20 protein-coding genes are annotated in these 22,526 nt (G+C 41.6%); 7 read left to right on the top strand and 13 right to left on the bottom strand.

Annotation, left to right across the window (positions count from 1 at the left end; genetic code table 11):
• Nucleotides 1-8: 8 nt before the first annotated feature.
• From ABR189_RS18660 to ABR189_RS18635, 6 genes are all read right to left on the bottom strand, one after another.
• Nucleotides 9-737: a hypothetical protein gene (locus ABR189_RS18660; protein WP_354661981.1), complete on the bottom strand. Its 729-nt coding sequence runs from the start codon at nt 735-737 to the stop codon at nt 9-11.
• 293 nt (nt 738-1,030) lie between these two features.
• The gene (locus ABR189_RS18655) at nt 1,031-1,768 is read right to left on the bottom strand and encodes a hypothetical protein (RefSeq protein WP_354661980.1); all 738 of its coding nucleotides are present in this window, start codon (nt 1,766-1,768) and stop codon (nt 1,031-1,033) included.
• Nucleotides 1,769-1,783: 15 nt separating this feature from the next.
• Nucleotides 1,784-2,089 carry a DUF4134 domain-containing protein gene (locus tag ABR189_RS18650; protein WP_354663603.1) on the bottom strand — a complete coding sequence of 102 codons (306 nt, stop codon included), beginning with the start codon at nt 2,087-2,089 and terminating at the stop codon, nt 1,784-1,786.
• Between the two features lie 115 nt (nt 2,090-2,204).
• The gene (locus tag ABR189_RS18645; RefSeq protein ID WP_354661979.1) at nt 2,205-2,696 is read right to left on the bottom strand and encodes a hypothetical protein; all 492 of its coding nucleotides are present in this window, start codon (nt 2,694-2,696) and stop codon (nt 2,205-2,207) included.
• Between the two features lie 107 nt (nt 2,697-2,803).
• Nucleotides 2,804-3,655, bottom strand: a complete 852-nt coding sequence (locus ABR189_RS18640; RefSeq protein ID WP_354661978.1) for an RteC domain-containing protein — start codon at nt 3,653-3,655, stop codon at nt 2,804-2,806.
• A gap of 119 nt (nt 3,656-3,774) precedes the next feature.
• Nucleotides 3,775-5,046, bottom strand: coding sequence for a hypothetical protein (locus ABR189_RS18635; RefSeq protein ID WP_354661977.1), 1,272 nt, complete (start codon nt 5,044-5,046; stop codon nt 3,775-3,777).
• A 499-nt stretch (nt 5,047-5,545) separates the two neighbouring features.
• Between ABR189_RS18635 and ABR189_RS18630 the strand changes: the two genes are divergently transcribed.
• The 4 genes from ABR189_RS18630 to ABR189_RS18615 all read left to right on the top strand — a co-directional run bounded on the left by ABR189_RS18630 (nt 5,546) and on the right by ABR189_RS18615 (nt 8,279).
• The gene (locus ABR189_RS18630) at nt 5,546-6,133 is read left to right on the top strand and encodes a Crp/Fnr family transcriptional regulator (RefSeq protein ID WP_354661976.1); all 588 of its coding nucleotides are present in this window, start codon (nt 5,546-5,548) and stop codon (nt 6,131-6,133) included.
• A 202-nt stretch (nt 6,134-6,335) separates the two neighbouring features.
• Nucleotides 6,336-6,812 carry a MauE/DoxX family redox-associated membrane protein gene (locus ABR189_RS18625; RefSeq protein ID WP_354661975.1) on the top strand — a complete coding sequence of 159 codons (477 nt, stop codon included), beginning with the start codon at nt 6,336-6,338 and terminating at the stop codon, nt 6,810-6,812.
• 61 nt (nt 6,813-6,873) lie between these two features.
• Nucleotides 6,874-7,158: a hypothetical protein gene (locus tag ABR189_RS18620; protein WP_354661974.1), complete on the top strand. Its 285-nt coding sequence runs from the start codon at nt 6,874-6,876 to the stop codon at nt 7,156-7,158.
• A gap of 215 nt (nt 7,159-7,373) precedes the next feature.
• Nucleotides 7,374-8,279, top strand: coding sequence for a hypothetical protein (locus ABR189_RS18615; protein WP_354661973.1), 906 nt, complete (start codon nt 7,374-7,376; stop codon nt 8,277-8,279).
• 25 nt (nt 8,280-8,304) lie between these two features.
• Here the strand turns inward: ABR189_RS18615 and ABR189_RS18610 are convergent, their stop codons facing one another.
• The 5 genes from ABR189_RS18610 to ABR189_RS18590 form a co-directional block, all read right to left on the bottom strand.
• Nucleotides 8,305-9,909, bottom strand: coding sequence for a TlpA family protein disulfide reductase (locus ABR189_RS18610; RefSeq protein ID WP_354661972.1), 1,605 nt, complete (start codon nt 9,907-9,909; stop codon nt 8,305-8,307).
• 51 nt (nt 9,910-9,960) lie between these two features.
• The gene (locus tag ABR189_RS18605; RefSeq protein ID WP_354661971.1) at nt 9,961-11,328 is read right to left on the bottom strand and encodes a RagB/SusD family nutrient uptake outer membrane protein; all 1,368 of its coding nucleotides are present in this window, start codon (nt 11,326-11,328) and stop codon (nt 9,961-9,963) included.
• A 21-nt stretch (nt 11,329-11,349) separates the two neighbouring features.
• Nucleotides 11,350-14,940, bottom strand: coding sequence for a SusC/RagA family TonB-linked outer membrane protein (locus ABR189_RS18600; RefSeq protein ID WP_354661970.1), 3,591 nt, complete (start codon nt 14,938-14,940; stop codon nt 11,350-11,352).
• Between the two features lie 68 nt (nt 14,941-15,008).
• Nucleotides 15,009-16,172, bottom strand: coding sequence for a FecR family protein (locus ABR189_RS18595; RefSeq protein WP_354661969.1), 1,164 nt, complete (start codon nt 16,170-16,172; stop codon nt 15,009-15,011).
• Between the two features lie 214 nt (nt 16,173-16,386).
• A complete protein-coding gene (locus ABR189_RS18590) occupies nt 16,387-16,974 on the bottom strand; it encodes an RNA polymerase sigma factor (RefSeq protein ID WP_354661968.1) in 588 nt (195 codons plus the stop codon).
• A 299-nt stretch (nt 16,975-17,273) separates the two neighbouring features.
• Between ABR189_RS18590 and ABR189_RS18585 the strand changes: the two genes are divergently transcribed.
• From ABR189_RS18585 to ABR189_RS18575, 3 genes are all read left to right on the top strand, one after another.
• A complete protein-coding gene (locus ABR189_RS18585; RefSeq protein WP_354661967.1) occupies nt 17,274-18,299 on the top strand; it encodes a helix-turn-helix domain-containing protein in 1,026 nt (341 codons plus the stop codon).
• 166 nt (nt 18,300-18,465) lie between these two features.
• Nucleotides 18,466-18,945 carry a MauE/DoxX family redox-associated membrane protein gene (locus ABR189_RS18580; RefSeq protein WP_354661966.1) on the top strand — a complete coding sequence of 160 codons (480 nt, stop codon included), beginning with the start codon at nt 18,466-18,468 and terminating at the stop codon, nt 18,943-18,945.
• Between the two features lie 17 nt (nt 18,946-18,962).
• Nucleotides 18,963-19,292: a hypothetical protein gene (locus ABR189_RS18575; protein WP_354661965.1), complete on the top strand. Its 330-nt coding sequence runs from the start codon at nt 18,963-18,965 to the stop codon at nt 19,290-19,292.
• A gap of 544 nt (nt 19,293-19,836) precedes the next feature.
• On the opposite strand, the gene ABR189_RS18570 is transcribed toward ABR189_RS18575, so the two are convergent.
• Together ABR189_RS18570 and ABR189_RS18565 are read right to left on the bottom strand one after the other, a co-directional pair.
• Nucleotides 19,837-21,117 (bottom strand): TlpA family protein disulfide reductase, encoded by a 1,281-nt coding sequence (locus ABR189_RS18570; RefSeq protein WP_354661964.1) that lies wholly within the window; start codon nt 21,115-21,117, stop codon nt 19,837-19,839.
• 9 nt (nt 21,118-21,126) lie between these two features.
• Nucleotides 21,127-22,518, bottom strand: coding sequence for a RagB/SusD family nutrient uptake outer membrane protein (locus ABR189_RS18565; protein ID WP_354661963.1), 1,392 nt, complete (start codon nt 22,516-22,518; stop codon nt 21,127-21,129).
• Nucleotides 22,519-22,526: the final 8 nt, after the last annotated feature.

The following is a 22,526-nucleotide window of genomic DNA, read 5'->3' as shown; positions in this document are numbered from 1 at the left end:
GTGGGCCTTTATATCTTTCTTCCATGTCCGTTAACTGCTGAATGCACGATCCGACTACTCTTCTCTGGCATTTCTGAACGTTTCAGAATACCCGCTGGCACGCCCGTAGCTCTCTGAAAACCGATAGGGTCTAATTTGTCAAGCATTGGTGTAATGATCAATAGATTATCTTCCACTGCTTCCTTGATAGGTTTGTCTACGAGTCTTACGTTTCCATCTATTGTAAAACACATTACATCCAAGGATTTGATACTGGCGACATTGCCGAAATCTATTTTGTTAGTAAAGTCTGAAACATGATAGATTTCTTGTCTTGCGGTATCAACAAGAAAATCATTTTCATATATGTTTATGTGTGGTATCTCATGCGCAAGATGGAACCAGCTTTTTAGGTGCTTCTGCGGCAAGTCTGAAATATCCGCTCCACCCATCAATAGCTGGCCAACGGGATCTAAAAATACCTCTGTAAACACCTCCATGTAGCTTACCCCTGTTGGGAGCTTTTCACAACCAATAGGGGGTGGAGCTATTTCCTTTTTGGTCGAATCATAGAAGAAACGTTTGAGGGGTATTTCCCCGATTTCTTCGAATTTGACGATAGCTCCTTGTTGGTCGATCATATCAGCAAAGCGGAGAGTATTAAATGGATACTCCGTATTCCGTAGTCCACCAGCCTCCAAATCAACAATGAAGATGTCTCCTTTAACATCAATTCGCGGTAGGTCTCTATTGTTCATAGTTCATAGTTTAGTAGCCTCTGAATAGGAAGCTGAGATGCTTTCAAATAGTGGCGGAAGGTACCTGTCTGAACGCCGCTGTTTATCGGAACGTACCATAATTGCAATTCACTTAGCTGTCCAACTCATGCGCCCTAAGCCTATCAATCTCACTAGCAAGCACTTTCGCAACGACAGATACCCCCGCCATAAAATAGTTTGTCATACTCTGTCCACATCACCATGCCGGCTATCAACAACCAATAATTTATTTACTGAGTTTCTATCCGAATAGACCAGCATGTCACAAGCATTTATATTTTCATTCCATTCGTTTTATCCTGGTCAGAGACAATGCGCTGTCGCTGTGGAATTCGATCGATATGTTTAAAAAAAAGTACTGGCTCTCCCATGTTCCGCCGATATCCAATGGGATCGAGAAGCTGCATCTGTTTGAGTACTACTAACCTGTCCTCATTATCGCAATCCATGCCAGGAACATTTCTGACTCTTCCGTTTTTGTCTACGTGTATTGCCAGCATCTCATCAATTGGCAATACTTCAACAAAATCGAATGATACCTTATTTGAAAAATCCGTTACTTGATACAGAGACATTTTTGCGCAATCAACAAAGAATTGTTGCCCCAATACTTCCACCGTTGGAATCTCTCTACTGAAGTGTAGCTTGTCTCCCAATAATGTCTGGGGAATCTGTTCGATCGCGTGCCCCTTCATTAGTTCAACTCCTACTGGGTCAAGGAAATGTTCATTCAATATTTCCAGGTAGACCACATTCGGAGGTAACCCATTTCCTTCTACCGGTGCAGAGACAATTTCTTTTTTGACACTATTATAGAAGAAACGCATTGCGTGATAGCCATGTCGGGGAAAATCCTCCGGTTGAGGCTCTAGGATAACATCATAGTGACGCTCCATATCCTTAAATTCAAGTACATTGAAAGGACCCTCGCTGTTGCGAAGCCCGCCCATTCGTACATCAACAAAAAAAATCGAGCCTTCTATTTCTATAGTCGGTAAACGCCTTTCCATTGTTGCCAACATTTTTTAAACTCCAAAAAAGCCTTCTAGAATTGTTGCCACCACTACCAGGAAAATGCAACTCCCAAACCACGCACTCGCGACTTTCCCGGTGTCCTGATCTCCCGAATTCCACTTATTATACACCTTTACGGCGCCCACGATCCCAACCAGCGCACCAATCGCGTACATTAAGGTGGTAGCAACTCCAAAATATTGCTTGACCTGATCCGTGGCGTTTCTGATACCGGTTTCTCCACTCTGTGCTAATGCTGTTACGGCGACAAGCATACACACACTAATTAATAATAGTCCCTTTAAAGGGCAGGACATGAACCCCTTCCGCACTGTATCCATACTTCACACATTTAATCATCTCACAATTCCTCACTTATTAGGTAATCGGAAAGAGATTACCCATTAATAACCATTGTGCTATTGCATTTCTTTAAAAATGCGACCACAATGCATCAGCTTCGGTCTGGCTGACCACTAGGCTGCAATCCTCTTTGGCTGCCCGGATGATAAGGTTAGAAATCGCTGCCCGAAAAGCTGGTTTGTTAAGGACCGGATAACGGGATATCTCTTGTTGTAGTCTGTACATCAGACCTTCCTTATCTCCGGACTGATGTTCGCTAATGATTGTTTGAAGATCATCCGCAAGTTGTTCCAGCGCATTCAATTGATTGACCTCTTCCGCATCAGGAGTATCGGGCACATCATTAGACTCGTTATCTCCATGATCAGGTGGTTCATCCTCCATTTCCTGGGACTCAGCGACACTCCAGGTGCGCTTTGTCCGGCTGTCACGGGTACCGGCAATACCAGCCTGACGGCGTTGATGTCCGAACCTACCTGTAAATAACAGGTACCCGTAATAAACTCCGCATCCAATACCTGCCACAATGAGAAACCCCTTCCAGGCTCCGGCGTCCAACATAAAAAAGTGATTTAGATGAAAAATCCGTTTCTCAACGGCTGACAATGCAAAAATGCGCTTAGCGGAAAGCGATTTTTGTCCGTTTTTGTCAGGTGGATAGAAATTTTTTAAAGTGCGTATTCATCGTCATGATCCATTCTGCGAAGCAGACCGTTGATCAGGGCTTGCAAGAAAGGGGTTCGGCTCTTTTTCCGCAGACGAATATTTTCCCAGATTTTATAGATATTCACCAGAGGTATATTGAACACTTTGGAAAACAGCGTCGCGATTCTTTTGATGCCGACCTTTGTGTTGTTAAAAACACCGTGTTCATCCAATGCATAGATTAACTCCACAAGAGCTGTAACGTTGGCAGTCCAGGTCAAATCATCATCTTTTGTCGAGACGGTGGCTGATGGTTGTTTGAAGGCACGTAGTAACTTGAGCCTGGATTTTAATTCGGATATAAGGAGATTGTTGCCTACAAACTCAGCAATTGCCCAGCTCATTGGTGCATGAAACTGTTGATCATAGAAAAATTGGATGCCTTCATACCGCAGTGGAGATGCTTTACCATTTCGCAAAAAATACGCATCATCCAGATTAGTTAGCTCCAAATTCATATAAAAGACGAATTCCGAGTGGTGGATGGAAAAAGATTCAAGCTCCTGGATTCTTCTACGATAATATTGTTTTTGTGACCGACGGCATACCTGGGGAAGTTCTTGTTCTATTGTCAAAAGTTTGGTATAGTAGATTAGTTTGCCATCAAATTGAGGTTTGATTTCTTTAAAAAACTGTATCTCTTCATTTTTCCCTTCAAACGAGGCTGTAGTGATATAGCTCTTTAGTTGCTGGATGGACTGTTGAACGAGTTGGATACACTGCGTTAAATAATGCAAGTGATTGTCTTGCTCAGCGGGTAACGCGGCGAGCCGATCGGAGAGATCAGCCAGCCATTGTTTGGGTTGCTGGTTCATAGTTTCTCAGATTTGGGTTATACATTGGGCCTTTTCGGCCGCTATCAATCTGAAGATAACTCCAACCAACTGCCTTTACTATAGGACCTGGGTGGTACCACCCAGTAAAATATTTATGATTACAGCCACTTTCGAATGTTCTTGATGCATTCATCGAGAAAATACTTTACGGATAGAGCTGTGGACGATCGGGGATTAAACCATTTATTGTAGATACTTTCATAGCTCGGTTCTTCCGCTCCTTCGGTCGTATAATGTTGCGCAATAAAACGCATAATATCGGTATTGTGATCCTTTAATTTGCTGCTGTCCTTAAACAGTCGGGCAAGTAGTGCGAGCTCTCTGACATCAAAAGAAGTATTTAATTTATTAACGATCTTCTTCTTCGCGGTGGTTACATTATTTCCATTATAAAATTCATTAGTAGCCGACGTAGCAGTGCCGTTATTGTTTTCCATCTGAACAAACTCTAGCTCTCCTTCGATGAAATCCAAAACCTGCCGGTTGACCCGATGTTCCTCCGGCTCTAATCTGCTATGAGGCTTTACCCTTAGCAGCCTCATCAACTTGGAATAAATCCTTAGTAGTAAAATTTTGGAGTTGATATCTGGCATTGCGTCTACCTTTTGCTGTAGCGCGGTGATACAGAAATTGACATATTCCCGGCTATTGTGATTTATGTAGATCAAAAGCATGTGAAGATGGACATTTATCGCGGGTTCAATTAGTCCAACCTTTGAGAGATCCCGCATAACGGAGAGATATTCAAAATTGCTGCTATCCTCTTCAGTAGAAACTTTATTTAATACCGAAGCGATCTGCTCCGTCAAATCCCGCAGATAGCTGAGGCGCTGATAAGTAATTCTCTGACGGGGGTCTTTTAAGAAATCCTCAAGCGGCTTCGAGGCAATATCTAACAGAGTCCCGTCCAGCTCCTCCAAGTCTAGTAACGCGCTGCGAGTAACTTCCCATTGTTCTGAAAGCTCCTGATGTGCAAGTACTGCATAACTGGTAGGAACGGGAAGCGTTACATCAAAAAAATTATTGAGCAGCTTTATTATTAGCATTAACAGCCCATCAAGCTCAGTGCAAATCTTTTTGTATAGGAACACTAGCAGCCGACAATGGTTGCGGGTGGCGACCACGATATAAGACAGCAGGGTGTCCAATAGATTTATCAGTCCCTTTTGATGTGCCTGTACGTAGCCCTCATTTAACTTACTGTTACGAGTGTTGAGCACTTCATCAATCATACTGCTCCGAATGGTTATCACCTGGTCGTGCACGAATCTCAGCCAATCCCGTATTTGACCTTTATTGGATTCTTTCTGTGCAGTGGACGGATGCAGCGTCGTTATGAAGGCATCAAGGCGGGATAATTCGTATCGCATACCAGTCAGATTTTTGTGATAGACTTACTGCTAAAGAGATATTTATTACTTTTTTACAAAGTCTACTAATAAATCTTTTAACATTACAACTGGCAGCTTAGTGAATTCCCATAGGCTATTTTACTCTCTAAACAGTAATGTCCGCACCTTAATTTAATGAAATTTTATTTAATTGTGCTTAGTCGGTTTAAAAACGAATATGAAGTATCTATGTTTTAGGACGCTGGTCATCACAAACACATAGCAAAACATAATATAGATTTGCCGGAATATGCAAGCTGTAGCTCACCAAAAATGTACCCGTGAAAACACCCATTATATCTTGGGTGATTACACGGAATTTGAAATCAAAAGATTTCATTTTAACGGGAAAGGCGACGATCAGGCAATCCCTTCCACTTTTCGGGTATTGCTGAATAGGAAATTAGTTCCTATCTTATCTGATTCTGAAATAAAAAAATTAATCCAGTCCTGAGTGTAATTGCCAAATGAGAAAGTGATGAATACCGAAGGCTCTATTAATATGCTAATTGAAAAGCTGGCCAGCATAAACCCAGTCTCCCCTGGTTTGAGCCAGTTCTTAACCGAGAAAGCAAGCATCGGTCGCTGGCCTAAAAATCGTATACTTCATACTGAAGGAAGCGTACCAAAAAATGTCTGGTTCATTGCATCAGGAACTGTTCGGACCTCAATATATAATAATCAGAAGGCAGAGTTCCAAACCAGTTGGTATTGGTTTGAGGGGGAGATTGTCTGCATGTTTCAGAGTTTCTTTCGACAAATTCCATGTGAGGACCTTCTGGAAACAATTGAGGAAAGCGTACTAATAGAGTACAGTTATGCGGACATCATGCAAATGTTCTCACTCTTTCCTGCAGAGGCTTCACACCTGGCACGCATTATCACTGAAGATTATATTGACCGCGTTGCATCATTCCAGAGAGACCTGCAACGCCTCAACGCCAAGCAACGGTATGAAAAGCTGTTTGAAAAATATCCTGGCTTGTTTCAGAAAACCAGCTTAAAAGATATTGCCTCCTATCTAATTATTTCCCAAGAAAGTCTTTCACGCGTAAGAAGGGGATAAGTGTTTCTATTTAATTCCTCTACCGACAAACATTTATGTCAATTTCAAAATTGATCTATGTCAAGTTGGAAATTTGTAGAGGTCAATTCACTTTTTGACTTTTCGGCTTGGAATCGACATTCCACTCCTTGTACCTTCAGGTGGTGACCAAAAGATGTAGCATGCCTACAAAAAATGTCGGTCACGTTCACTCTGCTGAGAAATGAAAAGAAGAGCCATTATAGAGATCATCTGTTCGCTGCTTGCTATCCTGTTCGTTTATACCGGACTAACCAAGTTGTTTAACTACAGTGAATTCAGATTTCAGTTAGGGAGGTCACCCTTTGTTCAGCCAATTGCTGGTTTAATATCTGATACGCTGCCAGCATTTGAATTGATAGTTGTCTTATTGCTCACCATCAGGTATACAAGATTAGTGGGATTGTATGCATCGTTCTTTTTAATGGTGCTCTTTACCGGATATATATGGGCAATGTTGCATTACAGTTATTACGTTCCATGCAGTTGCGGTGGAATCTTGGAAGAACTAACCTGGAATGATCATCTGCTGCTGAACTCAGCATATACTGTTCTTTCCTTTATTGGAATAGTCCTGCAAGCTAAGGAGAATTCAGTACGGTCGGAGGTGGGAGTGAATGTAAATACAACTACATATGGTACAAACTCTTTGTTGCAATAGACAGTTACTCTTTCTGTAAAAAGGGACTAAATCGATTCTATTAACCACAAAAACAAAGATTATGCGTAAATCAAGATTCGGCATCACATTAGTTGTTGCCCTGCTGGCTGCATGTTTGACATTTGCTGCAACTGATAAAAAGGATCCGGTGGCAGATTGCTATACCAGCGCTACAGTAACTCCGCCGTTACCGCCTGCAGGAGCTCACACCAGGCCGATAGATCCTGCAATCAATTCAACTCCGGCTGGAAACGTACCGAACGATTGCACTGGAACGGCCAAATTCTGCTGCTACCAATTTAATGCGGCGCATACGCAGATTGTCGCAGTTGTCTTCCAGAATTGAATCTTAAGGGGCATTATTTATCAAGTGCCCCTTTTTCATTATACACAGTTAATTCTTGAAAGATGAGGAGGAAACATTGGTTTTTTTTGTTGTCGACATTTTTCGCGGCCTTACTCATATTATTTACAATAATTTCATTTGCGCCGTCTGCAAATGAAAGGAATAACGGGTTTTCGAGGAATTGGATTGACATACGGCTTAAAAATCTGAATACCATGAAATTGGGCTTTTCGCCTGAAGCAATATGCGGAATTAGTGATGCATCCGTAATACTCTCAGGACGAAATAATGCTGAATATACCTTGTTTGGTGTCCGCGAGCAAAAGCTAACTAGAATTGATATAGATGATCAACTACAACAGTCTCTTAAGCCGCCGGTAAATATTGTGGTTAATGACAGTGATATCCTTTTTCTCATTAATAATTCCGCCACACTAATGCGAGGTAGGATTAATAATGATAGAATTTCAGGGTTTGAAAAGATCAAATTAGATGCGCCGTTGTTCACGAGAGTATCTCCATTTACACCAGGCGCTCTTATTCTAAGAGCATTTGACTCAACATCAAAATATCAGCATTTGCAAAAGGTCGACCTAAAGACGGGCACTATGCTGGCCGTTGCTGATATTTTTGGCCATTCAAGAGGTGAAATGTTTTTGACTGATGGGATGTTAGATTTTGATTCCGTCAATAGCTCGGCAATTTACATTCAGTATTATTCTAACAAAATATACTGCCTAGATAGCAACCTTAACCTGAAGTATATAAGCAAAACAATAGATACTGTTGGTACTGGAGATATTACTGCGGCGTCCCGCACTGTAAGTGTTGGTACTCGAGAAACATTTGTGCCACCAATTACAATAAACGAGCGCAGTAGTACTGACGAAGGTTATCTATTTGTACTATCCAATTTAAAGGCTGACAATGAAACTGATAGAAATTTTATCAACAATTCTACATTTGATGTGTATCAAACAGGAAACGGAAGATATATTGGAAGTTTTCATCTTCCAACTTTGAACGGTCACAAGGTTGACGAATTCATGATCAGAAATAGAACTTTATACGTTTTATGCAAAAACTTCTATGCTACTTATAAAATCTTCATTGAACCTTAATGACCGCCGCGACGCTCGGTGAGTTTCAATTGGCAGCAAGGGCCTCCTCAATCATTTTTATTAGGCCTTTTCCATTGTCATAACGGGGATCTGAAGCACGTGTGGTTAGAACTTTTCCATCTTTACCTATAAGTACAAGTGTGGGATATCCTGTGATGTTATAGTATTTACACATGGCGCTGTTATCTCCTTGACGAAGATTGAGTTGAAGGGAACTTGCTACGGAGAATTTTCCAATACCTGTCTTCCAGCCGAACTGCCCGTCTACTTCAGTATCTATGGATACCGAGATAAATGAAACTGCCTTATTGTTTCTAAAGTGTTCTTCCACAATTGTCAGTGTTGGTACCATAGCTCTACAACCGCCACATCCATTGAACATAAAATCAAGCAATACTACTTTGCCAATAAAATCCTTTTGGCTGTGCAGTTTCCCAGTTGTGTCGGGCAGTTCGAATGGAAAGGCTTTTGCGCCCTTTAGACTTTCAAATTCCATACTCAACCCTTTAATACCTGAATAAAATGAGCTTTTACTATCAGTAGAAGCCAGATATTCGGACACCATTTTCCTTACTTCGGCGTCTACTCCAGTTTTATTGATAACATAAACAATAAAATCTGACAATACCCTGTTTTTTAGGCTGCCACTTGGCATACGCCTCGCAATCTCGTGATAATATTCTGCTTTATAGTTTTGTGGCCCTTCGCTAGTTCTCAACTCGTGCGTCCCAAATTGTGTCAAAGGATAGTCGATATTTTTACTTATTGAATAATCTAATAGAGCTCTTTGAACAATTGGATTCGTGACGTAGGAACTTCCATAGATCAGGTTGTTATCATTTGTATGGAAGAGTGCTTCGCGACTGGCAAGTTCCCGGCGATATAAGAGCTTAACATTATTCTTCTTTAGGTCAAATCCTGACCGAATAAATATGTCGGACACGTCTTCTGACAAGGAGTTTATATAGTGTACTTTGATTAATGAAAATACTGCGGGCGATAGCTTATGCTTGAATATATCAGCGGTTTTGGATATCATGTTTGCAACAGAATCTGAAAGAGCCAACTCTTCGCGTGGTGATGCACCATAATATCTGATAGCGAGAGGACACCTATATAAATCAGTGTTTCGAATGATCTCTTGAATACACCAATGTTTTTCAGCACCTCGTCCGGAAAAAGTTACGCTTGGGTATCCTGTTTGCGCCTTAAGGGACACTCTTGCATCAAAATGAATGCTATCCCCAGGCTCTATTAGTAGACCGTTTGTATCAAATGACGCACTTCCCATCCCATTAAAGGCACTAAAATTAGCCGGTACACAGTCAAATAGTAAATAGATAGGGTGATCTATTTGAAACTTGTAGGTAAACCTACCGTTCTTAACGGGAACTTCAAAGCGTGAAGTATTTCTTGATGACATACTCAAACCTCTGTACTGGTTGTAGTCATATTTTACAACACCTACAATCTTAAATGTATCGGGCAATTCCCCGACTATAACGGTGTTGTATGGGCTTTTGTGGCTATCATTTTGTCCGTGAAGGTTATTAGAAGCCACGACTAATAAAGTGAGGGTTGAGATAGTCGTTATGACATGGCGGAACACTCTCATAAAGCGTAAATTCATGGGCTTTTCTTATTGAAGAATTAGGTAAGTCAAATATCATTTGATTTAGGATTACCAACCTGGATTCTGTTCTATCCTGGACAATTGAAAGACATCATCGGGTATTGGGAACGTATATTTGTAGCTACCTGGTTCTAGACTGTATTTGTTCTGAGCAATCGCTCTCTGTATGGTTGTCGCAAGCCGGGGGTCCTTATTTAATCTCCTCAGATCAGACCATCGCAATCCTCGGCATAGTAGCTCCTTTCTCCTCTCAGTTAGAACTAGGTCTAAAGCCTGATTTGGAGTCGAGGCCGTCAGAGGCGTGAAATTGCTGTTATGTCTTTTTAGTAGTAGTTTATTCAAATAGTCGATCGCCGTTGCAACTTTTCCTAGTCTCGCGCTACATTCTGCCATTATTAGGTACACTTCGTCAACTGCCAGGCCGTTAAAAAATGTATAGCGGCCATCATAGGATCCCTTGTAGCGTATTTCTCCATTGAGATTCTTAGTGAAAAAGATATCCCGTCGCAAGTCGGTTGTATCATATAGTTTGTATAATGCTGGGTCTATCAAGAAATTTATGGACGTACCCCACGTGGTTAAAATGCTGTGAAATAGAATCTCATTATTATTGGTTGGGGATATCGGATATGACTGCTCCGCATTGATTGAGTTGTAGTCGACTAGCTGGCTATTGAGTCGCAAACATGAATCGGCGTATTTTTCCGCATTCGCATAATCTTCTTGACTTATGTATATTCTTGCAAGTAGCGCAAATGCGGCTGATTTTGATGCCCGCGTAACATACGTTTGATTAAGAGGTAAAAGACCTTTTGCTTCTGACAAGTCGTTGATTATTTGATTTAGCACCTCATATGCTGTTGCTCTTACCGTTACATCATTGATATCTGACTTTAGTTTAAGTGGAATGCTTAAAACCGTTTTTGAAGTATGCGGATCATACGGCGGAGCCCAAATCTCGGTAAGTTCATATAAAGCCTTTGCCCGTTGGAATAGTGCTTGACCTTTGATGTTATCTTTGTCATATTCACCGTCTTCTTTTTTTTCGCTTTTTTCCAGTCCTTCAAGTATAACATTGCAATAGAATATACGGGCGTACGGAGTAGTCCAGTCAGTTACTTCCCGATAAACAAATTCATGCGACCACGTGTAAGCGTTTTTCAATATATTACTTGCTGTTTGAAATGTATTATCTGTTAAATAGTGACCATCCGAAGCGTATTCTCCTAATCCTGGACAACTTCCATTCATTATTGATGCGTTATCTAACAATGACTGGAAATCCTTCAGCGTAGTGGGCGTTGCCAACTTGGTGTCCGGCTTCACCTCTAACCATCCTGTCGCGCAGAAGTAAGAAATAATGGAGAGTGAAAAAAAGAATTTTATGTAAAACGGCGTTACCTTATTTGTATACATGAGTGGCTTAGTTTGAGACTCTTAAAAATTTGCATTAAAGCCCACTGAAATAGTACGGCCTGGTGGAACTGTATAATACACAGGGGACACGAAGTCTGGATCTATTTTATATTTATTTGCCCGCCAAAGTATGCCTACATTATTGAGATAGAGGTACAACTGCACATTTGACAGATGGGGCTTCTTCGATAGATTTTGGAAATTATAACTTACTCTTACATCCTGCAACCTGACATGATCTCCCTTCTCAACTAGGTTACTGGAATTTAGTTGAACGAAATCTCTATTATAGTCGCTGATGCTAGGTAATGAAGGAATCATCGTTTTGCCTTCATCGCCAGGCGATTTCCATCGTAGTAGATAGTCGGTGTTGCCGCCCCACCCTGAAAGTAGGTTGGAGTAGTTGATAGAATTTCGTCTAAAGTAGTAACCAAATTTATAGGTAATGTTCGCTGATAGAGAAAAGCGTTTATAGTGGAATGTATTTTTAATCGACCCAAATATTGTCGGATTCTGTGAGCCACTAAAACGGAGGTCGGTTGGGCTTGCGTCATAGCCTACAGTATTATAGTCAGCAATTGTATCCGCAAGGTAGGCTCTCGGATCCCCGTTTTTGGGATTAAGACTTGCCGCTCTATAGCTCAGTACTGAATAAAGTGGCCTGCCAATCATCGGTGCCCCACTAATGTACGACGAAGCTGAACTATAGTCATAAAAGTAGGATGAAACTTTATTCTTATTGAAGCTAAATAGAACGCTGGTCAACCATTTAAGCTCCTGGTTAATGTTGGTACTATTAAAGACTAGATCAACCCCTTTGGTTATAAGATTCGCTCGATTTCCGGAAAATTCACTGACGCCAGTTGTGGGGTCGGTTTTTATAGGTCCGATCAGATCAAGTCCTGTTTTTCGGTAAAAGTCTAATGATCCACTGAAACGATCTCTTTTCGAATTGAAATCTAATCCAAGATTGACTACCCGAACTTTCTCCCACCTTAATTCAGGGTTGGGGGGTGACACGATCGTGGCGAAATTTGGATTGTCAAAGGAGAAAATTCTTGGATAACTGACATAGGAAATTGTAGTATAGGCAGTAGCACTGTTGTTCGTATTTCCATTGTATCCATAGGTGCCTCTTATTTTCAGATAAGGCAGCCAAGCTATTTTATAAAATGGCTCCTCTGAAATATTCCAAGCGATACCGGTTGACCATAGAGGAACTTTGCGCTGGTTCGCTCGTATTCCGAAGAAGTTACTGTGGTCAATTCTTCCGCTTGCGGATAAAATGTATTTTTCCTTAAAAGTGTATGCGCCGTTACCGTAGTAGCTCACATAACGGTTCACGGTTCCAGTAATCGCTTCGAAGTCATTCCAAACAGTAGAGGTGCCGGCATATGGTGTCGGATTTAAATTGTAATTAGTACTGTAGTCAACTGTTCTTGCGAAGCTATTTGTTTCAAGATTAAAGCCATATTTTTGACTACTATTTCCATTGCTCGTTGCCTGTTTAGTTTCAATTCCTGCAATCGCGATAACGTTGTGATTTTTCCAGGAATGGTTAAAGTTCAATTGCGATCTAAAATTCCAGGTTGTGCGTATATTTTCTCCCTGTTGCAAAATCCCGCCCAACGGAACGGGATAGATTGTCTTTCCCGTTGGATCATTATACATAAACTTATTGATAATGTTTCGTGTATAATACGCATCCCGATCGTTGTATATTCTGTTAATTGTTAGATTTTTTTCGTATTGATACTTTGCATTAACGCTCAGCCCAGGGATAAAGGTGTAGGTAAGCTCAGCGCCAAGTCTGTTATCAAATTGAGTGGACTTATTGTCTTTCAGTTTTATTTCGTCCAATGGGCGAAAATGCCAATCAAGTAAAGCAGGATAAGATGCAGTATCAAGATAGGCTGATCTCAGTCCGAAAGGAATGGATAAAGAATTCCCTGAATTGCCTGCCAGCATACTGTAGGCTGCCACACCTGTACCAACGGGCAGAAATTGGTTAATGCTCAGGCCGTTATTTATATTTTGGCTTTGCGTATAAACTATATACCCGTTTATTTCGAGATTTTTTATTGGACGATAAGTGTTGTCAAATCTTATCGTGAGTCTGTTGTAAGTATTTCCGACCGTGTTTGACAGATTTTTGTCATACCCGACGGAGCCATAGTAGTTAAATTTTTCTGAGCCTCCTGAAACGTTTAGTGCATATTGCTGATTTATGCTAGTTTGTAGCAAATATTTATTAATATCACTGCGTACATCGTTATTACTTAGTTTGCTTAGCCGTGAATTAAGCTCGTCTGAACTTATTTTACCGTCCCTGTTTTGGATCATTAGTTCAACAGCATCCGGTAGCAGCAATGAAAAGTACCCTATTGTTGCGTAACTTTCGATATTCTGGTAGTAGCCATTTTTAAATATAGTCTGTTCCAAATCTATCTCATCTTTAGAGGATATGACAGGGACAGTTTTATTTGATATGTCGGGCCTTTGACCAAATGTAATATTTGAGTTGAACTGAATTTTCGTTTTTTGCCTATACGTTCCCCTTTTTGTTGTAATGACGATGACACCGTTTCCTGCGCGGACTCCCCATATACTGGATGCGGCCGCATCTTTTAGTATTGTAATGCTTTGAATATCGTTTGGATTGATGTTGTTCAGAATATTTTGACTTCCAGTTAATGTTTCTTCGTAAGGAAAACCATCTACCACGATAAGTGGTTGGGAGTTTGCATTAATCGTACTAATGCCGCGAATGGTAATGGTTGATTGATTTCCACCTGGTGGAATATTCTTTGTAAAGTTCACGCCACTTGCCACACCATCTAGCCTATCCAATACATTTGTCGAAACCGATCTGTTAAAGAGCGCATTGTCAATTTGTGTGAACGATCCCGTTGCCCTTTCCTTTGGAATGCTCTGGTAGCCGGTGCTCATCACCGAAATTTCTTTTATGCTGCTAATTGAAGGACTTAAGGTGATATCCAGACTGGTCCTTTTACCGATTAAGATCTCCTGTGTTTCATATCCGATGTTTCTGATTTGCAAAAGAGTTTTTGGCCCAGAAACACTCTTAAACGTAAAATGCCCTTGCTGATCAGTCACCGCTCCATTTTGCGTTCCTTTCACAAGTACAGTTACTCCTTGCAGGGGCTGGCCAGTTTTTTCATCACTTACAGTACCTGTGACAGTAATAGTGGTATCGATTATTGCTTGTACCGGTAGCTTTTGAGGATTACTGTTTTTGGGTGTCAGAACGATTCGTTTTCCTTTGAGTTCGTAGTCAAAGGGCTGACCATCAGTGATGATATTTAATACCGTCTGTAGGGAGACGTTTTTTACAGATATGGTAACGGTGTGTGCGGTTTTTAGAACATTCGTATAATAAAGCACGCGATAGCTGCTTTGCCGCTCAATTTCCTTAAATGCCTTTTCGACAGGGGCCTGATTCATCTCCAAAGTAAATACAGGCTCTTTTATTGACTTTGCGGTACTCGGTTCATATATGCATATGGCAAATATGAGTACCAAGAAGTGACGGCGTACGATATAGTCAATACTTGACCATACCTGCTTTCGTGCAAGTAAAAAGTACTTCATAAATAGTGATGCTATTTTTGGCTGATTTAAGTGTTAATTCCTGTGCGTTCTCGTTTTTTAACTGGGAGTCAGTATGGTGAGGCGGTAATGACTCTGTCTTTTATTGTAAACTTTGCAATTCCTGTCATTTCGATCAATTCCAACACCTGGGAAATCGGTACATTTCGTTCTACCTCACCTTTGAAGAATTTAGCGGATTCCCCAACGCCATCTGTAAATCGTATCTCAACGTCATACCACCGGCTTAACTCTGATGCCACATCTTTAAGGCTTGAGTTATTAAATATAAACAGCCCATTCTTCCATGCGGTAACAGCGAGCAAATCTGCCACAACAACCCTAGTTTTTCCGTCGGTTGTGATAACTGCTGCTTTCCCTGGGTTAAGAATGTAGTTTTTATCATCTGTTTCCACCTTTACTGCCCCTTCCACAAGCGACGTTTGCCAGACCTCCTCGGGGTAGGACCGAATATTGAATGAAGTACCTAATACGATGATCCGTCTGTTTCCTTCGTGAACGATGAATGGCTTGTCGGCATTTTTCGCGACTTCAAAGTAAACCTCTCCTGTTACGGAGACCTCGCGACTACCTGTAAAGTGGGTGGGAAAACGTATGGAGGAGGAAGAATTCAACCATACGTTCGTCCCATCATCAAGAGTGACGTGATAGTTCCCACCTTTGGGGGTTTTGAGGAAAACGTTCGAATGAATATTTTGAGCGTCTTTATATGATAAAGTACCTTGTTGTACCTTGAACTGCAGCTGGTTCATGGCAAAGGAAGAATCTTTGTTTGCAGCCAGTTCAACTTCTTCTCCATTGTCCAGTATTAGTTTCGCTTTCTGTGTTGCTGGTGCCACGTCCTTTTGAATCCGGTTAGCGAGATCAGGTGCTTTCGGTCGCGGTAGACGCACTAATAGTAATGCTGAAATAATTGCCGCCGCGGCGGCCAGGTATAACCACCTTCTTGAAGTACTCAGCTTGCGCTTACTCTTTTCAATTTTGGTATATACATTCTGCAAATGAACCGAAACGGGGACCTCCTGTCTCCTTGCTATCAGCTCGTGCAGGCTTTCTTTACGGGCCAGTTGATTGAAGGCTTGCTCGTGCTCTTGGCTCTGATTCCTCCAGTCATCTAAATCACGCTGCTGATCTGAAGAAAGATCATTGTTCAGATGCCCGATTATGAGTTCGCTGATATAGTCCTCTCGATCTATGAGTTCAAATTTCATCATCGCCGATTTTACAATGATCTGATGGAATTTTTACGGTAGCCAGATATGCAGTCACTTGACGCCGTAGTTGGTTCCATTCAGTCCAGTATAAAAACGGTCGAACATTCAAAATGTCACAGAAAATCACTACGTTTTCTAAAATCGTGCTGAAGGTTCAAGAAAGTGACGCAAACACATGACTAGAAATAGGGAAGGGAATGGCGACATTATCAGTCTATAACCAAGTATCCAGGATAAGTAACGCCAGTAAATATTCTTTATTTGATAGCTGCTTCCGTAGCAAGTTCAAGCCACGAGCCTTTTGGGTGCTGACCGCGCTTTCCGTAATGTTGAGTTGTTTGGCAATTTCCTTATTCTTTAACCCTTCGTAGGTCATCGTCATAACCTGCCGATACGGGTCTGGTAGCTGATCCATTGCGACAGCAATTTTTCTCAAAACTTCCTCTCGGATAATAGCCGTGCTAGATTCATCCTCTCTTTCAGACACCTCGTACTTGTACTCTTGTAGTTGCTTCTTCTTGTATGCCTGGCTGTCCAGATGGTCAAAGCAGCTATTCTTTGTTGCGATATACAGAAATGCTTTAACATTCTGCAACTTTTCAAACTTGGAATGCCGTTGCCAAAGTTTTACAAAGACATCTTCGGCAATTTCCTCCGCAACCTGCTTATCTTCAACTAGGCTTTGTGCAAAAAAGCACAGGTGGGGATAAAACTTATTGAATAGTATTGAAAATGCCGCTGGGTCCCCATTCTTCAATGCATCAATTGAAAAGCCCGGGAGTATGATATCCGTGGTGGCCATGTAGAAAACTTGTTATGACAAATGAAATAATCTGCTCACTGCGTTCACTATTGTTCACTCTTTCAACAAATCTGTGGTTCTGACAATCAAGAGGTATTTCGAGGGAATTGCTAGTTAGCCTTTCCGCAAACATAAATAAAAGGATCATTCAAAAGTAAATTTATTACACTCAGAATTTGAATATAACACGTTCGTGTTATGCCCTAACTTAATCAAATTGGGTACCTTAAACTTACCGAGTACTATAATAGCAGTACTATTAAGTCTGTTGATTGTTTAACCAAAATCTGAGTAGCCCTATGAACCGCGACATCCCACTGCTATCATTTTACGACCAGGATGATCAGCCTCTACGTTTTGAAAAAGGTTTGCCCGCGCGGCTGCAGCATTACAGTGTGTTGGGAGCCACGCAGCATTATGTAAATAGAAATGAGGGCGGGCATCTGCTTCTGCATTTACTCCACAGCGATGTTGAGGAGGCGTGGATGATTCAATACGTAATAAGCAAATACACGCGATTGAAGGTTTCTAGTCAGCGGACAGCACCAATACTTTACTATGTTATAAAGGGTGAGCTCAATTGTGAGCTGGATGAAGTGTCCGATACTATTGTCGCCGGCCAGATTAATGCTATTACGCCACCCTTTGCAAATAGCGGGTTAACGTTTCAAAAGCCTGGCCTTTATCAGGTGTTATGTATTTCTGTACCCCCTGATCGTTTGCGTATTTACGCAACTGCGTTTCCAATAGTGAGTGGAATAATAAGTGGGGGCGTTTCTGGTACCATACTCAGGCATAACGTAGGCGTCTATGACCGAATAAATGAATTAGTTGAACAACTCGTTTTACTTGGGCCAAATGCTTTGCCTAGGTCGATTGATCGCTCTCAGCTTGTAAATGAGATTGTTATCTTCATACTCCAGTCTTTATCAAAGGCCATGCAGGCGACGCAACCGGCGTATAGCACTGATATTGAAAAGGTGGACTGGATCAAGGATTTCCTGGCTGGACATATCCATCAGCCGAGTCCACCCCGCATTTCGCAATTGGCCGAAATTGTTGGACTTACAGAGAAGAAACTGGAGCAGTTATTCAAAACTCATTGTGATAATACTGTAAGAGGTTATTTCAAGCAAGTTCAGTTTGATTCAATGTATCGGGATATAGTTCAAGCAAACCGGCCACTATCATCAATTGCAGAGGCGTATGGCTACAGGGACTATTCAACTTTCTCTGCTGCGATAAAACTGAGATTTGGCGAAAGCCCGACCAAACTTAGAATGGGAGGTAGGGATGGCTTGGGCAATTTCTCCAAAGAAGATTGACCTTTCCTCCTAACTGATGTTTGTTTTTGTGAATCTATCTTTACAACAGAATAAAGGGCTATTGCCGGTCAAAATAACCAAAGAAATGTATCTCGGAGAACTACCTATGCTGAGGATAAACCACAAGTATTAGACAGGAAGACACGGCCCACAATCCCAACAATTGATGACAATGAAGCTAAAAGCAATTCTAACTGAAGTTGCTGCAGTCGTTCTATGCATTGTGTATTCCTACACCGCTTATCAGAAGATATTTGGCCATACGGGTTTTGTAATGCATTTTAGACAGGTGCCAGTATTCAGGAACTTTCCGACGCTGTCAGCAATTACGATTCCGGCATTGGAAATACTTATCGTACTACTGCTATTATTGCAGCATAGTCGACTGAAGACACTCGGATTTGGTTTATCTATGATGCTACTAATATTGTTTACAGGTTACTTAAGCATGATGAAATTATTCGCTTCAAAACTGCCATGCAGTTGTGGTGGGTTTATCAGCAGTCTGACCTTTGGAGAACACATAGTTTTCAATTTGTTTTTACTGACATTATCAATAGTTGGATTCATTTTGAATTCAGGGTTAAGCTCAATTCAAATTTCTAAATTATTCAAATCATCAGCAACAATCAAAGCCATATTTTAACCTTAAAATAATAAACCATGAAAAAGTTAAAAATTTCAGCGTTTGCAGCTATTGCAGTTGCCATTGTTCTTGGCTTAAGTGCCTTTACTACTGTAAAGAAAAGCCAGCGGTTGCTTCAACAGTATCCCTACTGGTATGAAACCACTGACGGGTCACACGTTGCCGCAATCAAATACTCTAACACCGCACAGCCGTTGGCCCAAGATGAACTGATCCCCAACAACGTGGATGTTCCATGCGACTTTTCCGGGGAAACGCTTTGCATGCGTGGCTCAACTGTTGCTCGCACAATTGGGCAAAACCTTCCTTCGGCAGCACCCGATAGTGACATCAATAAGCAGAACTAGCCGAAACCGAAATCATCCATGCTAGAATAGGCGTGGATGATTTCTACTAGGGTGGGAGGAAAAAGCTCCTACAATCGGAATGGAATAATTTGTTGGGCAGATTATGTTTTAACCTATTATGCTTTGTTAAAGGCGTATTACAAACTCACACAATGAAAAGGATAAAGATCTCAGTCTTCACTACGATAATGATTGCGATTGTTTTGTGCTTAAATGGCTTTGCCGATGTAAGAAAAAATAATAGAGTACTTTCAAGCTATTCGTACTGGTATGAAACCACTGACGGTGTGCATATTTCCTCTATTCAGTATTCCAATACCGCAGTACCGCTGGCGCAGGACCAATTGGTGCCAAATGCCGTACCAGTTCCATGTGACTTCTCGGGGAATCTACTTTGTATGAGGGGCTCAAATATTGTACGTTCAATTGGACAGCCCCTACCATCGGCTGGGGTGGATAGCGACATTTATAGAGAGAACTAAGTGAAGAGTAAAAAGCCATCCATGCAGGACGCATTGATGGCTTCGAATATTTGTACTCAAAATTATCTGTCAGTCAATTCTAGGATTTTAATTGGACATACCTTTTCCTCCAATAGAATCCCATACTTCTTCAATTCGGATTGTAGCAAGCGGAGGTTTTCAGTGTCAATTGCTTCAGGTGTAAGTGCAATATCAATGTTTCCTTTAAATCCAGTAGAGTCGACTACCGGCATTTGGTAAATAGTTTCAAGAGTACCACTCATTATTCCAGAGAACTCACTGTATGGTACATTCTGAAGTTCCTTTTTGTTGTACTCTTCAACTGCCTTTAAGCCAAGGTAAACAAAGTTGCGTTTGGGTTGTCCACCTTTTGTTCTAAGTCGGTCAATATTTGGAAGTCTTCCCAGTACCAGGCACTTAACCCGACGGGTGACAGGTTGAGCCGTGACAGGAAACACACGATTTAGGTCTTCTCTCATTATCTGAAATCGCCGATTACCGAGTTCTTTTGGGACTAATTGGTGATAATTATACCCGTTTGATGCGAGCCATTCTGGAATCACTGACCTGTCTGAGGGAAGAACATAGCGGGATGAGTCTCGAAACATATAGCGCACTCTGCCAGGTCGATCAAATTTAAACTTTCCACCTTCATTATATGCCTTAACATAAAGACTCGCAACGGATTGGCAGGAGTAATACAGCTCGTTCGGCCCTCCCCTTAAACTTGTCAAGTGCAGATTACCGATACAGCGGGACAAATACGAGAAATAAGTGAGGTCCTCCTTATATGAGGTATCAAATAATGAGGGTTTAAAATAGACGGGTTCATACTCTGCTATCCTCAACTTACCACCATTTATGACCGAGGCTAAGTTTTCCCTTGTTGTGCTGAACCCACCTGTTTTATGCAGTACTTTGCCATTTTTATCTATCCATACATGAAAAGGCACACTATTGTACGGGAATAGTTTGGGCATTACTGCTGTGTCATGAATCATCGGCAGGTCGGGTCGAAAAATTCTTTTTCGTTTCTGAAAGAAGGAGTCTGTGGAAGCCGCCGAATGACGGTCGACCATAATAATCTGCACGTTTTCGCCAAACTCCCTTTGAAGGGAATCTATTTTTGGGAATGACTTAAAACAGTTGACACATATATACGACCAAAATACAAGTAGGGTGGTTTTCCCTTTAAATTCGGCCAGATCAATATAATCTTTTTTATAATTGCTTGCAGGCAACCTTGTGTGCGGGACAGTGTCACCAATTCGAAGTGCCTGGGCTTCGGCTTGATTGTATATTGAAAATATGCAGATGCAAATTGCAAAGAATGTTTGTTTCATAAGTTTAAATTAAAATCCTGGATTCTGTACTAAATAGGGATTGTAAAGAAGCTCCTTTTCGGGTACGGGGAAGTTCACATCGTAGGATTGCCATTTGCTTTTCAGTGGGGCGAGGACGATATCACTCATTCCTGTCCTTTTTAGATCAATCCATCTGTGTCCCCATTCGCAAAAGAACTCATGTCTTCTTTCTTCGGCAATGGCTGCAAGCAGCAATTCTTTGTTATCTGCTGCCGATTCGGTAAGTCCGGCCCGCTCCCTGATCTTGTTGATATCAGCTTGTGCTTGTAGGATTTCAACCATATTGGCTCTTGCTTCAGCCCGAAGCAAATATGCTTCAGCTAACCTAAACACAACCTTATACTCTGTAGGGCTCGTGTTTACTATTAGTGTTCGTTGCCCGTATTTCCGGGGATAGACGTACTCGATTGCATTTACAATGTTTTTGCCGACCCAAGTGCCCACCTGACCTCGGCGGTCATTTGGCTCAAAGCTGTTAAGCAAGCCAGGCGACAAGGTGTATGCTGGCCGTACCGTTGGTGACACAGGGACAAAGATGGTCGCGTCACCCACTAACTGCGTCTCATTCGGGCTGGCCAGCTCCCATACGGTCTCAGAGGAGTTTTTTGCAAATACGTTTTGTAATGAGCTGCCTGGAACCAAACTATAAGCGCCTGATCTAAGAATATTTGTAGTCACATCTTCCAGTAAATCCCATTTTTTCTCCTGCTGATACAACCTAGCAAGTAACATTAAGGCCGCCCATCGATTTGGGCGAACCTTTCCAGGACTGGGGTACTCGGGCTGTAAAAGCGAAACTGACTGTTTAAGTTCAACTTCCATCCACTCAAAGATTTTCGTCATTGGAGTTCGTGCCAATGTTGCATTCACCTGGTAGTCGGAAGTTGTGACCAGTGGAACATCATCCCACAGATTTACTAAATAGTAGTATTGTAGAGCGCGAACAAACTTCATCTCACCAATTAATTGGTCTTTTAGGCCTGGAGTCAACGAATGGCTCCCTTCCAGTCCTTCCAATGCCGCGTTACACCGATAAATCACCTGGTATAAAAGAGCATAAAATCCAGTTACTGTCGTATTATTTGCCACCAAGTCAGCTTCAAAAAAAGCCCGAGTATCCGAATTGGGATTGCTGGGTATTATTTCATCAGAAATCAAGCCGCCATAAAGAGTCATTCCAGCATTATAAAAGAGCGTCGGTCCTACACGCATAGCAATATAAACGCCGGACGCTGCGGAAAGTGCTGTCTTATCGGAGGTAAATATTCTCTCCGTTTTAATCAGCGATGGCGCTGGTTCAATTGTCACGAATTTCTTGCAAGCGCCCGCAGATAAAAGTGTAAGAAGGACTACTATTCTAACTGATATGTTATTTTGCATACTGCTGT

The sequence above is a fragment of the Chitinophaga sp. H8 genome, from assembly GCF_040567655.1.
In the GTDB taxonomy this organism is placed as follows: domain Bacteria; phylum Bacteroidota; class Bacteroidia; order Chitinophagales; family Chitinophagaceae; genus Chitinophaga; species Chitinophaga defluvii.
The sequence above is the reverse complement of the archived record's forward strand: the minus strand, read 5'-3'. Positions and strand labels throughout refer to the sequence as shown.

Excerpts from the sequence above, each read along its gene's own strand:
- ABR189_RS18660 (WP_354661981.1), bottom strand. The coding sequence starts at position 737 with ATGAACAATAGAGACCTACCGCGAATTGATGTTAAAGGAGACATCTTC.
- ABR189_RS18655 (WP_354661980.1), bottom strand. The coding sequence starts at position 1,768 with ATGGAAAGGCGTTTACCGACTATAGAAATAGAAGGCTCGATTTTTTTT.
- ABR189_RS18650 (WP_354663603.1), bottom strand. The coding sequence starts at position 2,089 with ATGTCCTGCCCTTTAAAGGGACTATTATTAATTAGTGTGTGTATGCTT.
- ABR189_RS18645 (WP_354661979.1), bottom strand. The coding sequence starts at position 2,696 with ATGTTGGACGCCGGAGCCTGGAAGGGGTTTCTCATTGTGGCAGGTATT.
- ABR189_RS18640 (WP_354661978.1), bottom strand. The coding sequence starts at position 3,655 with ATGAACCAGCAACCCAAACAATGGCTGGCTGATCTCTCCGATCGGCTC.
- ABR189_RS18635 (WP_354661977.1), bottom strand. The coding sequence starts at position 5,046 with ATGCGATACGAATTATCCCGCCTTGATGCCTTCATAACGACGCTGCAT.
- ABR189_RS18630 (WP_354661976.1), top strand. The coding sequence starts at position 5,546 with ATGAATACCGAAGGCTCTATTAATATGCTAATTGAAAAGCTGGCCAGC.
- ABR189_RS18625 (WP_354661975.1), top strand. The coding sequence starts at position 6,336 with ATGAAAAGAAGAGCCATTATAGAGATCATCTGTTCGCTGCTTGCTATC.
- ABR189_RS18620 (WP_354661974.1), top strand. The coding sequence starts at position 6,874 with ATGCGTAAATCAAGATTCGGCATCACATTAGTTGTTGCCCTGCTGGCT.
- ABR189_RS18615 (WP_354661973.1), top strand. The coding sequence starts at position 7,374 with ATGAAATTGGGCTTTTCGCCTGAAGCAATATGCGGAATTAGTGATGCA.
- ABR189_RS18610 (WP_354661972.1), bottom strand. The coding sequence starts at position 9,909 with ATGAATTTACGCTTTATGAGAGTGTTCCGCCATGTCATAACGACTATC.
- ABR189_RS18605 (WP_354661971.1), bottom strand. The coding sequence starts at position 11,328 with ATGTATACAAATAAGGTAACGCCGTTTTACATAAAATTCTTTTTTTCA.
- ABR189_RS18600 (WP_354661970.1), bottom strand. The coding sequence starts at position 14,940 with ATGAAGTACTTTTTACTTGCACGAAAGCAGGTATGGTCAAGTATTGAC.
- ABR189_RS18595 (WP_354661969.1), bottom strand. The coding sequence starts at position 16,172 with ATGATGAAATTTGAACTCATAGATCGAGAGGACTATATCAGCGAACTC.
- ABR189_RS18590 (WP_354661968.1), bottom strand. The coding sequence starts at position 16,974 with ATGGCCACCACGGATATCATACTCCCGGGCTTTTCAATTGATGCATTG.
- ABR189_RS18585 (WP_354661967.1), top strand. The coding sequence starts at position 17,274 with ATGAACCGCGACATCCCACTGCTATCATTTTACGACCAGGATGATCAG.
- ABR189_RS18580 (WP_354661966.1), top strand. The coding sequence starts at position 18,466 with ATGACAATGAAGCTAAAAGCAATTCTAACTGAAGTTGCTGCAGTCGTT.
- ABR189_RS18575 (WP_354661965.1), top strand. The coding sequence starts at position 18,963 with ATGAAAAAGTTAAAAATTTCAGCGTTTGCAGCTATTGCAGTTGCCATT.
- ABR189_RS18570 (WP_354661964.1), bottom strand. The coding sequence starts at position 21,117 with ATGAAACAAACATTCTTTGCAATTTGCATCTGCATATTTTCAATATAC.
- ABR189_RS18565 (WP_354661963.1), bottom strand. The coding sequence starts at position 22,518 with ATGCAAAATAACATATCAGTTAGAATAGTAGTCCTTCTTACACTTTTA.